This is a genomic window from Dechloromonas sp. ARDL1, from assembly GCF_051122455.1.
Lineage (GTDB): Bacteria > Pseudomonadota > Gammaproteobacteria > Burkholderiales > Rhodocyclaceae > Azonexus.
The window spans coordinates 1,898,186-1,912,461 of record NZ_CP168939.1 but is presented as its reverse complement, the minus strand read 5'-3'; the positions used below and the strand labels follow the sequence as shown (position 1 = coordinate 1,912,461).

The window sequence follows — 14,276 nt, the reverse complement described above, 5'->3', positions numbered from 1 at the left end:
TGCTCGGAGGCGACTTTAATTGGTGTGGTAGATATACTGAAGTTATATACCATCCAAAAAACAGATAGATGAACTTCTCCATTGAACAGCTGCAAGCATTCGATGCGGCGGCACATACAGGGTCATTTTCCGCAGCCGCCCGGCGCCTCGGCAAGGCCCAATCCGTCATCAGCACGGCGGTCGCCAATCTGGAGGCTGACTTGGGGGTTTCGTTGTTTGACCGAAGCGGACGATATCCCGCGCTGACGGCAGAAGGGAAACGCCTCCTGCTGGATGCAAGGCACATCATCGAAGCGTGTGCGAACTTGCAGGCACTCTCGGGAGAAATTGCGGCAGGGGTCGAGCATCGATTGACGCTGGCGGTGGACGACACCTCGCATCTTCCCTGGCTGGAACCGATACTGGGTGTGTTTGCGGAGCGTTTCCCGAATGTAGAGCTTGAACTCTTGTTCCCGTTGCTTGACGACCAGATTGCCATGCTGCTGAGTGGTCGTGCCCAAATCGGAATCGGATACGAACAGACGAATGCGCACAAGGACATAGAAACGCGTTCCATCGGCATGGTCAGAGCGCCACTCTTCGTCGCAGCCGATCATCCGCTCGCCGCAAAGAAGAGGGTGGGGCGTGCGGACTTGATAAAGCATCGACAAATAGTGATTACCTCGCGGGGTGGCGCACCTCATCACTTCGACGTATTGATTGCTTCCAAAGTGTGGCGGGTTGAGGGCGACTTGGCAATCCTTGAATTGGTTAAGCGCGGACACGGCTGGGCGATGCTGCCGGAGTTTCTTGCGGAGGGGCCTCTCGGTGCAGGGGAGATTTTCCGGTTGCAGCCAGACTTTATCCCGGAGCTTCCCGTGATGCGCATGGAGGTTCTTTGGCATCGTCCTCACGCGCAAGGTAAAGCCGGTATCTGGTTGAGAGACGCACTGATAAGACGTGCAGCCGAAAGAAATTGAATAGATCGCTCTGAGCGGGCCTGTTGCTAACGCCTGATGGCTTGATTACCGGACCGCTTTTTCTTGACGCCACGCGCGACGCGCCCGATCCGTTCGACAGTGAAGTGCTTGTAGACCGCTCTTGGGCAGATGAACAGCCGAGGGAGGTTCCCACGTGGCTTGGAAGCGCTGGCAGGTGAAGTGGACGGCGTGGAAAACGAGCAGCGCCTGCTGAAGCGATTCACGGCACTGTAACATCGGCCGGCTAGTGTGCCGGCTCATTGAACGCATGCCGCGGAACGAAATTGTCCTTATACCTACCCAAAGCCAGCCTGGTGCCATTGGCGCTCGTCGCCGTGTTGCAACTGGCGGCCTGTACGCCGCGTCAGCTGATTGTCGATAGCCTGGCCGACGAGTTGTCCGTGGCAGGGCAAGGCAATGAAAACGATCTGGATTTGCTGCGCGATGCGGTGCCGTTTCACCTGAAATTGTCCGAGTCGGTGCTGCGCTAGAATCCTGGGTATCGTGCACGGGCCGAGTCGGTAGCCGCAGGTTTTGCAGCCGCGCGCAATCCGGCGGTGCGAACGGCAGCACGCTACGTCGCCAGCGCTATTGCTGATGGAGTTGCAAATTGAAATGGAGCAATGGAAGACGCACTGTTGCTTCGTTTTGCAAACCGCTTCAGCAGGCCTGACGGAGGGCGAGTTATACACAGTAAGTGTGGATAAGCCTGTGGGTTTGCTGTGGGTAAGTGCCACACGCTGGCGCATGGCAAAGACCTGCCCTGGACTGCCTGCACAATAGGCAAAAGCCGCTGCACGAGGGCGGGCGAAGCAGCGGGCAATGTGCCTGTCATGCTAGTGGCCAGTCACGCAGGTTCTGCTATGTTCGGCACGCGCCGCATCCCCGCTCTCTTTGTCGTTCATCCTCGCCATGGCTGCTGCCATGACTGCGGTTCGCTTCGCGCGACCGGGGCGCGGATGTGTGCCTCGGCATCCACGCAAACCTGCGTGACTGACTACTAGGGCCGACATCTTTCCGCAATGTGACAGCAGGACGATGGGGTTGTCCGGAAAGGCTGGCAGCGAACAACCCGATATTCAGGCGCTGCGGCTGTCTTGTGTGCATCCGGCCGATACGCCGTCGAGGGCGGCCATCAGGGTGCCAAGTTTGGCTTCGGTTTCGGCCAGTTCCTGCTCGGGGTTCGAGCCGGCGACGATCCCTGCGCCGGCCTGGAGAGTGGCTTGTTTGCCCTTGATCAGTGCAGAACGCAAGGCAACCGAGAATTCGCCGTCGCCTTCGGGCGTCAGTAGGCCGATACCGCCGCTGTACCAGCCATGGCGCCGTTCGTCGTGGGCGGCGAGCCAGTGGCGGGCGGCCTCGCCGGGAAAGCCGCCGACGGCGGGTGTCGGGTGGAGGGCGCGAACGAGATCGAACAGGGTGCTGCCGACACGGGCTTTGGCCGAAATGCGGCTGCGCCAGTGACGCAGATGTCCTGCCGCGTGTTCATCGGGCAGCCCGATCAGTGGTGGCGCGTCACACCAGTGGGCGAGCGCATCGACTACGGCGCTGACGACCAGCGACTGCTCATGGCGGTTCTTGTCGTCGGCGAGCGCCGGCGATCCCGGCCATGCGGTGCCGGCCAGGGCATCGACGTGGATCTGCCGGCCGCGCTTGCGGACCAGGCGCTCCGGCGTAGCGCCGAGAAAGGTCTGCTTGCCGTTGCTGTAGGCGTAAACGGTGCTCCCCGGTTGTTGGCTGTTGAGTGCTGCCAGGATGTCGGAAGGCGAAAAGGGGACGTTGCCTTCGATCTGTCGGCAGCGGGTTAGCACGACCTTGTCGATCCGGCCGTTGGCAATGTCGCGCAGGGCGGCTACCACGCGTGCCATCCAGGCTTGCTCGGCTAGCGGTTCCGGGCGCGGGGGGCGCGGGGCCGTGGCCTGCGTGGCGGGCGTAGCGGCCAGCCACGTAGGCCACGCCGCGAGCGCTTGGGTATGGCTTCCGACCGGTGAACTGAGGGTGAGCGAACAGCGCCCGTCGACACATTCGAGCAGCAGTGCCGGAATCGCTATCAGGGCGTTGGGGAGTGGCGCGGCGTTGTCTTCGGCAAAGGCGAAGCCGGCAAAGGCGAGGGCAGGGCCATTACGTCGCCAGTCGCTGCAGAATCCGGCAAAGGCGTTGTCGAGCGCGGAAAAGCGATTGTTTCCGGCGCTGGCGACTTGCAGTGCGTGGCCGATGCCGAGGCGGAATTCGCCTTGCGCCGGGCGGGCGCGATACCACCAGGGCTGGCCGGCCGGCAGCAGGTGCAGCCAGTCGGTGGTCATGGAAGGGAGTTCGAGGCGCAGGCTGAGCGGCGCCGAAGCTGGCGCGCCAGCCGCCAGTTCGCCCATCCGGCGGGCTGTTTCGGGTGCTGAGAGGAGGCGGAGCAGGGTGTGGATCACGCCGCCGCCCCGCTCGCTAACTGGCGCAGCGCGGCCCGCTCCAGCTTGCCGGCGGCGTTGCGCGGCAGGCGGTCGAGGCGGCGTACCCGGCGGGGAATGGCAGCGGACGGGAGATGCCGCCGAGCGTGGGCGATCAAGGTCGCGTCGTCAATGCTGCCGACGAACAATGCGACAACGAGGTCGCCCCAGACCGGGTCCGGCAGGCCGGTGACGGCGATATCGTCGACACCCGGGCAAGCGGCGAGACAGGATTCGATTTCCTGCGGATGAACGTTGCGGCCGGCACTGATCAGCATGTCGTCGGCGCGTCCGATGACCGTCAAACGCCCTTCGCCATCGAGCCGGCCGAGATCGCTCGTGATCAGCCAGCCATCGGGGTCGGTGCCGCCGCCGTCGAGATAGCCGCTCATGACTTGCGGCCCGCGAATGCGGATGCGGCCGTCGTCGCCGATGCGGATCTCGTGGCCGGGCATGGCGCGGCCGACCAGTCCTTCGTGCCAGTCGCCGTCGGTGGGGCGGAAAGTGGCGATCTGCGCCGCCGTCTCGCTCATGCCGTAGCTTACGTAAAGCGGCCAGCCGGCGGCCGATGCGCGTGCATGGAGCGGGCCGGAGAGTGCCGCGCCGCCGATCATTACGGCCTGCAGTGAGGGGGGGGGGGCTGCGCCGAGATCGAGCAGGCCGGCGAGCATGGCCGGGACCAGGGAGAGGTGCGTGACCAGCCGGTTGTGCAGGTCGCGTGCGACGGCCTTGGCAACGAAGCCCTCGTGCAGCAGGACGCTGGCTCCGGCGCGTGCGCAACGCCACAGGATGCTCTGGCCGCCGATGTGATAGAGCGGCAGGCAGTTCAGCCAAAGGTCACCGGCCTGAAGGCCCAGGCAGGCGTTGGCGGCGGCAGCGGCGGCATCGAGCTGGGCGTCGCCGAGCAGCACGGCGCGGGGCGTGCCTTCGCTGCCGCTGGTCGAGATGATCAGCGCCGTGTCGCTTGGGCAGGCAGCCAGCGAAGGCGCCGGGCGCTCCGGCGGTAGCGGGAAGAAGGTGCGTCTGGCGGCACTGCAGCGGTAGGCGTCGAGCGCCAGTTCCAGGCTGCCGCCGCTGCGGGCGAGGGGAGTGCAATCTGCCGGTGCGCGGTCGACGGTGGGGGCGGCCAGGTCGGCGAACGACCATTGCCGGTCGCCCGCGATCAGCGCGGGGCGATCCGGCGATTCCGCGGCGGTGCGGACGATGTGGTCGCAGAGCGAAGCTGGCTTCATAAGCCGGCGATTATACGCAGCCGCCAAGCGGCGGCCGGTGAGCCAGATCAAAATTCCGCCTTGCCGCGCCGGGCGGCATGAAGCGGAAGGTGTCGCCTACTGTTCGACGAAGGCGCGTTCGATCACATAGTCGCCAGCCTCGCCGATATGGCCGGAAATCTTGAAGCCGTAGCCGTCGAGCATGGCCGAGATTTCCTTGAGCATGGCCGGGCTGCCGCAGATCATGGCGCGGTCGGTGGCCGGGTCGAGCGGTGGTTGATTGATGTCGGCGAACAGTTTGCCTGAGTTGATCAGGTCGGTCTGGCGGCCTTCGTTGCGGAAGGCTTCGCGCGTCACCGTCGGGTAGTAGATCAGCTTGTCGCGGATGTCGTCGCCGAGGTATTCGTGGTCCTTGAGGTCTTCCTCGATATAGTCGTGGTAGGCCAGTTCATTGGTCCAGCGCACGCCGTGGATGAGGATGACTTTTTCGAAGCGCTCGTAAGTCTCCGGGTCGTGGATCAGGCTCATGAAGGGGGCGAGGCCGGTGCCGGTGGCGAACAGGAACAAGCGCTTGCCCGGCTTGAGGTCGCGCAGGACCAGCGTGCCGGTCGGCTTGCGACTGACCAGCAGCGAGTCGCCCGGCTTCAGGTGTTGCAGGCGCGAGGTCAGCGGGCCGTCCTGGACCTTGATGCTGAAGAATTCGAGATGTTCCTCGTAGTTGGCGCTGGCCACACTGTAGGCGCGCATCAGCGGCCGGCCCTCGACCTCCAGGCCGATCATCACGAATTGTCCGTTGGTGAAGCGCAGGGCCTGGTCGCGCGTGGTGCGGAAGCTGAACAGGTTGTCGTTCCAGTGATGGACAGAGAGGACGGTTTCGGTATTGAAGGCGCTCATGGTTCGGCAATCGCTGCGGAGTGGATAACCTATGGACTCTCTGAACAACCGGCCATTTACTGGTAGGTCGTCATAAAAGCGATGAGAAATAGGCGATTTTCGACCGTTGACCGGGAAATCCAGGGAGTTTTCCCTGTATTTCACGTTTCACGGGCGCACCTCGCCCAGCAAGGGCAACAATCGCTTGCGCGCCATCCACAAATTGGCCAGCGCAAACAACGTCACGATTTGCCCGGTATTCTTCGCCAGACCACGGTAGCGAACTTTCACAAAGCCAAACTGGCGCTTCACTACTCGGAACGGATGTTCGACAATTGCCCGCACCGAGGACAGCATCCGATTGAACGCTTTCTGCTCCACAGTCAGCGTGCCGCCAGCCGGCTTCTTGGTCGGTGTCAGAACAGACAGATTGCCTTCCTTCTGGAACGCGTCAATCGTCCGGTTCTTCTTGTGATAGCCGCGATCACCGAGCGCAATGGCTTCTTCCCCGTGCAGGCACTTCTCCATCATCGCAATGTCGGCGACCTTGGCCGTCGTGCATTCAACGGTATGTATCAAGCCGCTGTCGGCATCGACGCCAATGTGCGCCTTCATGCCGAAGTGCCACTGATTGCCCTTCTTGGTCTGCGTCATTTCCGGATCGCGCTTCTTGTCTTCGTTCTTCGTCGAACTCGGTGCTGCAATCAGCGTGGCATCGACCACCGTACCGCGCTTCATCGACAGGCCTTTCTCCGACAGCACGGCATTGACCTCGGCAAAGATCGCCACCGCCAGGTCATGCTTCTCCAGCAGATGACGGAAGCGAAGAATCGTACTTTCGTCCGGCATCACGTCTTCGAAGGCATCCAGTCCGGCAAAGCGACGCAACAACGGAACATCGTGCAGTGCTTCTTCCATTGCTGGGTCGGAGTAACCAAACCATTGCTGCAAGAAGTGAATCCGCAACATCGTGCCCAACGGCATCGGCGGACGACCGTTTCCCTTCTTCGGATAGAACGGCTCGATCAGCGCCTCAAGACGCGACCACGGCACCACTGTTTCCATCTCCGCCAGGAACACTGCCTTGCGGGTTTGCTTGCCGGCTTTCGGCAAAAATCCCGTCTCAGCCAAGCTCAGTTGCTTCATCAGATTCATCTGCCTCACCAACTCAATGACAATGCCGTCATTTTCTCAAATTGCGCTGCATGATGGGCGCTTATGCAGAGTTTCCCTATTCAGTGTAGTCTTGTTATTGATTCATATAAGTGGATAATTTTTATATTGGATATTTAAAAAATCGATATGAAATTCAGCCTGCGCCAGATTGAAATCTTCGCCGCCATCGCCCGAGAACAAAATGTGTCGCGCGCTGCCGAGCAGCTTTGCCTGTCACAGTCGGCGGCCAGCAATGCGCTGGTCGAGTTGGAGCGACAATTCGACTGTCCGTTGTTCGACCGCATCGGCAAGTCACTACATCTCAATGCCTCGGGGCGCGCCTTGCTGCCGATGGCCGAGCAATTGCTCGATCAGGCCCGGGAAATCGAATCCTGCCTGGGGGGCGGGATTCTGGTACCGCTGACAGTAGGGGCGACGCTGACCATCGGCAACTACCTCGGTACGCTGGTTATTGCCGAATACATGCAGCAGCACCCCGAGGCGCCGGTCAGTCTGCAGGTAGCGAATACCCAAACCATCGTCGAGCGGCTGTTACGCTTCGATTGCGACATCGGCTTGATTGAAGGCGAAGTCAGCCATCCCGATCTGCTGGTCGAGCCCTGGCTCGAAGACGAGCTGGTTGTCTTCTGCGGACCGGCGCATCCGCTGGCGGCTGCCGGCACGGCCGATGTCGCCACCCTGGCCGGGCAATCCTGGATTCTGCGCGAACAAGGGTCGGGCACACGTCGTCAGTTCGATCGTGGGGTGGCGCCCATGCTGGGGCGATACACGCTGCGGCTGGAACTGGAGCACACCGAGGCGATCAAGCGCGCCGTCGAGTCCAACCTTGGTATCGGTTGCCTGTCGCGGCTGGCGTTGCGCGAAGCCTTTCGCCGCGGCAGCCTGGTCGAGATCCGCACCCCCGAACTGGACCTCAGTCGTTATTTTTACCGGGTTCGCCATGCCCGGCGCCACGAGAGTCGGGCCGTGCAGACATTTTGCGCGGTGTGCGACAGGATTTGCGGCGAGGCACGGCGTACCGCCGATCTGGTCTTGCCCTTCATACCGTAATGGTGTCCGGGGCACGGCGAGGCCCATGAAAAAGGCCGGAGATCGCTCTCCGGCCTCTCTGCCGTGCGTGGTGCGCGGGGTTACAGCCTGAACCGGGCGACAGCCGATTTCAGTTCGCCGGAGACGCCGACCAGTGCATTCGCGGTGCTGGCGACCGACGCGACTGCCACCGTGTTTTCCTCGGACATCTGGGCGATGCCTTCGACGTTGCGCGACAGTTCGGTCGATGCACTGCGCTGCTCGCGCATGGCTTCGGAAATACCGGCAATCGCGTCGCGTACCGTTTCCGTCGCCTCGCGGATGCCGTGCATGGAGCCGCTGGCCTGCTGCGCCGAGGTGACTACGCCGGCTACCAGCTGGCAATTGGATTGCATGCTGTCGACCGTGGTCGCCACGCTGCTCTGGATGGTGCTGATGACGCTGCTGATCTCTTGCACCGACAGCGTCGTCCGTTCGGCCAGCTTGCGCACCTCGTCGGCGACGACGGCGAAGCCGCGTCCCTGTTCGCCGGCGCGAGCGGCTTCGATGGCGGCATTGAGCGCCAGCAGATTGGTCTGATCGGCAACGTCGCGGATGACGGTGGTGATATTGCCGATCTGATGCACGTGTTCGGAGAGCAGCTGGATTTGCTGGGCAGTCTGGTCGATGCTCTCGGCCACCTGGTGAATCTGCGCGGCGGCGGTGTCGACGCCCTTGCCGCTCTCGATGGCCAGGCTGCCAGCCTCGTTGGCACGCTGGCTGGCATCGACGGCGCTGTCGCCAACATGGTCGATGCTGACCGTCAGTTGTTCGAGCGCGGCGGCGGAGGCAGCCGTCGAACCGGACTGGTTCTGCGTGCTGTTCGATACCTGTTGCGCAGTGGTCGACAACTCTCCGGCCGAGTGGGCCAGGCGGTCGCTGCAGCTGGAAATCTGTCCGACCACGCCAGCCAGGTCCTGGCGCATTTTTTCCATGGCCTGGATCAGTTGCCCGGCTTCGTCACCGCCGATCTGGCTGGGCGTGTTGCGGGCCGAGAGATCGCCGGAGGCGATGCCGGCCGCCATGCGGTTGGCTTCGTTCAGGCGGGCCATCAAGGTGGCGCGAATCTGCAGGCCGAGAATGCCCACGGCGACGATGGCGACGAGCGAGGCGATGGCGGCTGTCCAGGTTGCCGAGGCCATCTTGGCCGCCGCGTCGGTGGTCGCTTTATCGCTGAGTTTCTTGTTGTACTGCATGTGGTCCGTGAACGATTTCTGCACGGCCATACCCTGATGGGTTAATCCTTCAAAATGCTTCAGCGCTTCGTCGTTCCGCCCTTGCTTGGCAAATTCAAGGATTGGAGCGAGGGTCTGAGCATAGTCACCCAGTCCCTTCTTGACTTCGTCATACAGGCGCTGGTCTTCGGCATCCGAAATCAAGGGTTCATAGGCTTTCAAGTCCTTGACAACATTGGTGCGAGCGTCATCTATCGATTTCATCACGTCGTCGCGTTTTTGAGGGTCGCTGGTATTGACCAGGCGATAGACGCGGACACGCATCAGCATGAAGTCCTGGCGCGCATCGCCGAGGATAAGCATGCTGGGAACGACGTTGACGTTCCCCTCGTTGGCTGCGTCGTAGACCTTCTTCATTTGCAGGTAGCCGAATCCGGCAACCAGAACCAATGCGATGACGGCCGTCGCCATCATCAGAAACAGGCGCTTGGAGATACTCATGATGAACCCCTCGGACTTATGGGGGTGCGCATAACGCAATGCTACCCCCGGTTTATTATTGAGCGCTTATTATAGGACTGCACAAACCCTAAATGTGCAAAAAACGTTTGTGTTTCCAGGGGGGGAGAGGGTTTGGGAAAGGGAGGAAAAACTTTAGGCGCGAGCAAGGTCGCGCTTAGCGAGACAAAGCATCTTGCGTTTGTCCGGCTATCGCAAGCGAGGGAGAAATGCGCGAAATTTGATATGGTTGATTTGATGAATTTGTTAATTGATCTCCGTCTTCAGACTGGAAGCGGGCAGTTGGCGATCGGCGCGCGGCCGGTTGCCAAGTAGTCACGGCAGCGCTCGATGTATTCGCGCGTGCTTTTCGGCATCGCCGTGCGGGCGCGGGAGATGTAGAAAACCAGGTCGCGGCCCTGGCGGATCAGTTGCAGGCCGTCGGAAAGATTGTAGGTCTGCGGTGAGGTGTCGCAGGCCGACTGGTTGTGCCAGTCGATGTCGGACAGGCGCTCGCCGGCGGTGACCATGCGTGCCCAGACGTCGAAGATTTCGCTGTCGGTGCGCAGGGTTTCGGTCTTGATCTTGGCTGCCGTCGCCAGGTCGAGCACCGGGGCCTCGATATCGGCAAAGGCCGGAATGCCGCTGAAAGTCTCGATCATCACCCGGGAAATCTTGTCGATGTCGCGCAACACCTGGCCGATCTTGATGTAGCGGCTTTCGTAAAAATCTTCGAGCGGGATGGAGAAGGCGCGGAAGGGTTCCCCCCACAGTTCGTCGATGCCTTCCTCGCCGCTGCGGTGCAGCACGCAGCGCCCCAGTTCCATGGCGTCGAGCAGGCATTTGCCGCATTCGCGCATCAGCGGGTTGTCGCTGAGGATTTCGATACCGCAGGTTTGCAATTCGACCAGCTTACGAAAAATATCGGCCGCCCGATTGAACAGCGCGCCGGCCAGCATGGCTCCCTTGACACGCTTGCGGGCCGCGTCGGCTTCGGTCTCGTAGCTTTCGCGCGCTTCGTTGAGACGGGTGCCGGGAATGTTCAGGCCGTGTTCGGTATGGTTGAACAGGCGCCGGGTCAGCGCATCGATCAGTTTTTTCTTGGCTTCCAGCGTATCGGCGGGAACGGGGTAGGTCTTGATCCAGTAGCCGTCGTACATCACGCGTTCGCGGCCGTCGATGATCCGTCGCGTACCCTCAGGGCAATCATTCGAAGTGGTCGGGGGAGGGGCCAGCGATTGTGCAGTATTCATGGGGTGAGTGCCTGTGCATTTTTGCGGGCCGCCTTTTTTTATCGGCCTCTATTTTCCATGCTGTCGTCATGGTTCGGCGCAGCGTGTGGCAAATTGTACTCCGATATTTAGGCCTTTGGTCATAGGGGCGCTGTCGAGATACAACTGCGCCCCATGCAACTCGGCGATGCGTGCCACAATGGCCAGCCCCAGGCCACTTCCGGGTTGCCCTGTCTGGTGCAGGCGATGGAAGCGCTGGAGAACGGTGTTGCGTTCCTCGGGCGGAATGCCGGGGCCGCTGTCGCTGACCGAGAGCGTCAGCTTGTCGCCATCGCGGGTGATGCGGACCGAGACCTGGCCGCCTTCGGGCGTATAGCGCACGGCGTTATCCACCAGGTTGCGGATCAGTACCCGCAGCCATTCGCCTTGACCGGTCAGCGTTGCCGGGCTGACCGAGTCGAAATCGAAATCGATGTTGCGGGCCAGTATCTGCGGTCCGAGGTCGGCGCAGACCGATTCGGTGAGAGCGGCCAGATCCACCGGTTGCGGGTCGGGCAGGCCGGACTCGGGGTCGAGGCGGGCGAGCAACAGCATCTGGTCCACGAGATGGGCGGCGCGGGTCAGGCCGTTTTGCAGCTGCTGCAGCGAGCGGTCGTGCTCTTCTCTGTCGCGAGCCCGCTGGGCAACCTGGAGTTGGGCCTGGAGGGCTGCCAGTGGCGTTCGCAGTTCGTGCGCAGCGTCGGCTGTAAAGCGGCGTTCAGCCTCGATCGTTTTTTCAACGCGCTGAAAGAGGCCGTTCAGCGCATCGATCAGCGGGCGGATTTCCTCTGGAGCGGCAACCGGATGGATGGCCTGGAGTTGTTGCGGGTCGCGGCTGGCGATCTGACGGGCCACGCCGTTCAGCGAGGAGAGGCCCTTACGGGTGGCCAGCCAGACCCAGAAACCGATCAGCGGCAGGCCGAAGAGGGCGGGGAGCAGCAGCCGCCAGGCGATATGGCCGATCAGTTCGTCGCGGATGTGGTGGTTTTCGCTGACCTGAACTTGCAGACTATGGCTATCGTTCCATTGGCTGAAGTGGCGCCAGTGACCATCTTCTCCGCGGGTTTCCGAAAAGCCGCGGGCCGTTGTCAGCGGCGTTTCGGGCGCATTGTTCGAGCGGATCAGCAAGTTGCCGTCGGCGCGCCAGATCTGGAAGCGTAACTGGCGCTGGTATTTGTGGGCGGCGGCGCCGAGGTCTTCGACATCGTCACCCTGATCGTGGCCGGTCAGGGCAAGCAGCGTTTGGGCGGCTTGCGAGAGCTGGGCATCGAACAGTTCGTCGACCTCATGATGGGCGTCGATATAGCTGAATACCATGGTTGCCAGCCAGGCTGCCGAGACGCCGCCAAGCAGCAGTCCGAGCAGGCGTCGACGCAGCGAGAACCAGGTGGTGGTCATTTCGGGATGGTGTAGCCGACGCCGCGCAGCGTCCGGATCAAGTCGCTGCCGAGCTTCTTGCGCAAATGGTGAATGTGTACCTCCAGCGCATTGCTGTCGGGCTCGTCGCGCCAGCCGTAGAGCGATTGCTCGAGCTGCGTGCGGGTCAGCACCCGGCCGGCGTTTTCAAGCAGCAGCTGGAGTAGCGAGAACTCGCGGCTGGACAGCTCGACGGCCTGGCCGCTCAGGGTGACGACATGCGCCGCCGGGTCGATGGCCAGGTCGCCATGGAGCAGCAAGGGCGCCGCCCGGCCGGCCGAGCGACGGGTTAGCGCCCTGATGCGGGCGGTCAGTTCGTCGAGGTCGATCGGCTTGACCAGATAGTCGTCGGCGCCGGCATCCAGCCCGGACACCTTGTCGCCGGTGGCATCGCGCGCCGTCAGGATGAGGATGGGCATGGTCTGCCCCCGACTGCGGGCGCGATTCAGGACCTCCATGCCGGACAGGCGGGGCAGGCCGAGATCGAGCACGACGAAATCGAAAATTTCGCTGTGCAGCGCCTGGTCGGCGGCCTGGCCATCACGCAGCCAATCGACGGCGAAGCCGGCTTGGCGCAGGCCAACCGTCAGGCCGTCGCCCAGTTCGGGATCGTCTTCGACAAGCAGGATACGCATGGTCGGATTCTATCAGCGAGTCAGCCACCAGCCGGCGGCGACTAGCCAGACGAGCAGGACAACGGCGGCCAGCGGTCGGGGCGAGGCAATCGCCTCGTCGGTTTCCCCTGTCTTGCGACCGGTGAACATGGCGCGAACGAGATTTTCGCCATGCAGCACACTGCCCGAGAATACGCCGGCCAGATGCACCAGCACCACGGCCAGCATGGTGGCGGCCAGGCCCTCGTGCAGTTCTTCCAGCCAATGACCCCCCAATTCATTGTAGATCGCCCAGCCGCTGGCGCCGGTCAGCACGCCCAGAATGAGCAGGGCTAGGATTGCCCAGCCGCCGGCCGGATTGTGGCCGGTGTGGTGCCGGGGTTGCAGGCTGAGCAGGCTGCCGAGGTAGGCGAGTACGGCACCTGGGCCGCGCACGAAGCTGGAAAAACGGGCGTGACGGGTTCCGAAAAGCCCCCATATCAGGCGAAAGGCGGCAACCGAGATGACGGCGCTGCCTGCCCAGACATGAAGCAGGCGAAAGCTTTCGCTTTCCGAAGTCAGCCAGGCGATGACGAAACCGCCGACCATGAGCCAGTGGCCGATGCGCACCGGCCAGTCCCAGACCAGGATTTTTTGCATGATTTACTTCCTCAATTCCCGAAAGGCGATGTCGTGCTCGCTGTAATTCCCCGTTGCCGCGCCTGGATGGCAGGCCTCGCAGTTGGCGGCCGATTTGACGCGCGGGTCGCTCCAGAAACGGGCCGGAACTTCGCGATGCTTGCGGATGAAGCGCTGGGTTTGCGAGATGCGCGGCGGTTCGCCAGCGCTGCCAAGGCGCTCCGGCCGGCCGGCGGCGTTCTCGAGGAATGCCCGGATTTCCTGCTGTTGTCGGGAATCCAGCGTCGCATCGCTGCCGAAGTGATCGCCCAGTTTGCCCATGATGCGCCGCCAGTCGTCGGCGGCCAGCAAGGCCGGCGGATAGGGAAGGTGGCAGCTGCCGCATTCGCTCTTGTAGCTGGCCGGCGTTCCGCTCGGTAACGGAAGGCGGTCGGCCAGTGTGGGAAGGGACCAGCCAAGCAGAAGGATCGTCAGTAGGTTTTTCATGTCAGCGTGCCTCGCTCATATAGGCAACGAAATCGGCTTTTTCGGCGGCACTGCAGGCCCGGCCGAGGACTTCCTTGCAGTTTCGGCCAAACCATTTCTCGACCTTGGCCGGGTCGCTCAGGCGCTCGCCGTTGGCCGAAACTGCGAGCGGGCGTATGGCTTTGCCGGTCACCGCATGTTGGCCGGCGGTGGCCGGATTGTCGGTGTGGCAGCTGGTACAGGCCGGCATCTTGGCGTTGATGTCAAAACGCTGGCGGAAGAAATTTTTTCCCCGATCAGCACTGGCGGTGAATCCGGGCGTCTGTCTACTGGCCTCCTGAGCATAGGCCTGGCCGATCTGTTGTGGGGTCTCGGCGTGGCAGAGCAGGCTGGTGCCCAGAAGCAGCAGGGGGGCGATGGTTTTCATGCGTGTTCTCCTTGATGGTACGGAAAACAGTCTAGGCGCCTCGCCTTAAGCACCACTTAGCCCAGAC

14 protein-coding genes are annotated in these 14,276 nt (G+C 62.3%); 3 read left to right on the top strand and 11 right to left on the bottom strand.

Translation table 11 applies throughout. The features are described 5' to 3' along the window. Positions 1 to 68 precede the first annotated feature (68 nt). Positions 69 to 959, top strand: coding sequence for a LysR family transcriptional regulator (locus AB6Q56_RS09460; RefSeq protein ID WP_434516797.1), 891 nt, complete (start codon positions 69 to 71; stop codon positions 957 to 959). Between the two features lie 284 nt (positions 960 to 1,243). Then, positions 1,244 to 1,450: a hypothetical protein gene (locus AB6Q56_RS09455; RefSeq protein WP_434516796.1), complete on the top strand. Its 207-nt coding sequence runs from the start codon at positions 1,244 to 1,246 to the stop codon at positions 1,448 to 1,450. Positions 1,451 to 2,038: 588 nt separating this feature from the next. On the opposite strand, the gene AB6Q56_RS09450 is transcribed toward AB6Q56_RS09455, so the two are convergent. From AB6Q56_RS09450 to AB6Q56_RS09435, 4 genes are all read right to left on the bottom strand, one after another. Further along, positions 2,039 to 3,379, bottom strand: coding sequence for an isochorismate synthase (locus tag AB6Q56_RS09450; protein WP_434516795.1), 1,341 nt, complete (start codon positions 3,377 to 3,379; stop codon positions 2,039 to 2,041). Continuing rightward, positions 3,376 to 4,629: a class I adenylate-forming enzyme family protein gene (locus AB6Q56_RS09445; protein ID WP_434516794.1), complete on the bottom strand. Its 1,254-nt coding sequence runs from the start codon at positions 4,627 to 4,629 to the stop codon at positions 3,376 to 3,378. Before AB6Q56_RS09445 ends, AB6Q56_RS09450 begins: the two co-directional genes overlap by 4 nt. Positions 4,630 to 4,725: 96 nt before the next feature. Continuing rightward, positions 4,726 to 5,502, bottom strand: a complete 777-nt coding sequence (locus AB6Q56_RS09440) for a ferredoxin--NADP reductase (protein ID WP_434516793.1) — start codon at positions 5,500 to 5,502, stop codon at positions 4,726 to 4,728. 147 nt (positions 5,503 to 5,649) lie between these two features. Then, entirely contained in the window at positions 5,650 to 6,627 is a 978-nt protein-coding gene (locus AB6Q56_RS09435; RefSeq protein WP_205231579.1) for an IS5 family transposase, read from the bottom strand. Positions 6,628 to 6,783: 156 nt separating this feature from the next. Between AB6Q56_RS09435 and AB6Q56_RS09430 the strand changes: the two genes are divergently transcribed. Next, entirely contained in the window at positions 6,784 to 7,707 is a 924-nt protein-coding gene (locus AB6Q56_RS09430) for a LysR family transcriptional regulator (RefSeq protein ID WP_434516792.1), read from the top strand. 80 nt (positions 7,708 to 7,787) lie between these two features. Here the strand turns inward: AB6Q56_RS09430 and AB6Q56_RS09425 are convergent, their stop codons facing one another. The 7 genes from AB6Q56_RS09425 to AB6Q56_RS09395 form a co-directional block, all read right to left on the bottom strand. Continuing rightward, positions 7,788 to 9,401, bottom strand: a complete 1,614-nt coding sequence (locus AB6Q56_RS09425) for a methyl-accepting chemotaxis protein (protein WP_434516791.1) — start codon at positions 9,399 to 9,401, stop codon at positions 7,788 to 7,790. Between the two features lie 281 nt (positions 9,402 to 9,682). Next, entirely contained in the window at positions 9,683 to 10,651 is a 969-nt protein-coding gene (locus AB6Q56_RS09420; RefSeq protein ID WP_434516790.1) for a hypothetical protein, read from the bottom strand. Between the two features lie 66 nt (positions 10,652 to 10,717). Further along, entirely contained in the window at positions 10,718 to 12,067 is a 1,350-nt protein-coding gene (locus tag AB6Q56_RS09415) for an ATP-binding protein (RefSeq protein WP_434516789.1), read from the bottom strand. Next, on the bottom strand, positions 12,064 to 12,720 hold the full coding sequence (locus AB6Q56_RS09410) for a response regulator (protein WP_434516788.1): 657 nt from the start codon (positions 12,718 to 12,720) through the stop codon (positions 12,064 to 12,066). Before AB6Q56_RS09410 ends, AB6Q56_RS09415 begins: the two co-directional genes overlap by 4 nt. Before the next feature lie 12 nt (positions 12,721 to 12,732). Then, entirely contained in the window at positions 12,733 to 13,338 is a 606-nt protein-coding gene (locus AB6Q56_RS09405) for a cytochrome b/b6 domain-containing protein (RefSeq protein WP_434516787.1), read from the bottom strand. A 3-nt stretch (positions 13,339 to 13,341) separates the two neighbouring features. Next, positions 13,342 to 13,803 (bottom strand): diheme cytochrome c, encoded by a 462-nt coding sequence (locus AB6Q56_RS09400; RefSeq protein ID WP_434516786.1) that lies wholly within the window; start codon positions 13,801 to 13,803, stop codon positions 13,342 to 13,344. A 1-nt stretch (position 13,804) separates the two neighbouring features. Next, positions 13,805 to 14,209 carry a DUF1924 domain-containing protein gene (locus AB6Q56_RS09395; protein WP_434516785.1) on the bottom strand — a complete coding sequence of 135 codons (405 nt, stop codon included), beginning with the start codon at positions 14,207 to 14,209 and terminating at the stop codon, positions 13,805 to 13,807. Between the last annotated feature and the right edge of the window lie 67 nt (positions 14,210 to 14,276).

Bases quoted from the DNA above. Each gene is read 5' to 3' on its own strand.
- AB6Q56_RS09460 (WP_434516797.1), top strand. From the start codon at position 69: ATGAACTTCTCCATTGAACAGCTGCAAGCATTCGATGCGGCGGCACAT.
- AB6Q56_RS09445 (WP_434516794.1), bottom strand. From the start codon at position 4,629: ATGAAGCCAGCTTCGCTCTGCGACCACATCGTCCGCACCGCCGCGGAA.
- AB6Q56_RS09440 (WP_434516793.1), bottom strand. From the start codon at position 5,502: ATGAGCGCCTTCAATACCGAAACCGTCCTCTCTGTCCATCACTGGAAC.
- AB6Q56_RS09435 (WP_205231579.1), bottom strand. From the start codon at position 6,627: ATGAAGCAACTGAGCTTGGCTGAGACGGGATTTTTGCCGAAAGCCGGC.
- AB6Q56_RS09430 (WP_434516792.1), top strand. From the start codon at position 6,784: ATGAAATTCAGCCTGCGCCAGATTGAAATCTTCGCCGCCATCGCCCGA.
- AB6Q56_RS09425 (WP_434516791.1), bottom strand. From the start codon at position 9,401: ATGAGTATCTCCAAGCGCCTGTTTCTGATGATGGCGACGGCCGTCATC.
- AB6Q56_RS09420 (WP_434516790.1), bottom strand. From the start codon at position 10,651: ATGAATACTGCACAATCGCTGGCCCCTCCCCCGACCACTTCGAATGAT.
- AB6Q56_RS09415 (WP_434516789.1), bottom strand. From the start codon at position 12,067: ATGACCACCACCTGGTTCTCGCTGCGTCGACGCCTGCTCGGACTGCTG.
- AB6Q56_RS09410 (WP_434516788.1), bottom strand. From the start codon at position 12,720: ATGCGTATCCTGCTTGTCGAAGACGATCCCGAACTGGGCGACGGCCTG.
- AB6Q56_RS09405 (WP_434516787.1), bottom strand. From the start codon at position 13,338: ATGCAAAAAATCCTGGTCTGGGACTGGCCGGTGCGCATCGGCCACTGG.
- AB6Q56_RS09400 (WP_434516786.1), bottom strand. From the start codon at position 13,803: ATGAAAAACCTACTGACGATCCTTCTGCTTGGCTGGTCCCTTCCCACA.
- AB6Q56_RS09395 (WP_434516785.1), bottom strand. From the start codon at position 14,209: ATGAAAACCATCGCCCCCCTGCTGCTTCTGGGCACCAGCCTGCTCTGC.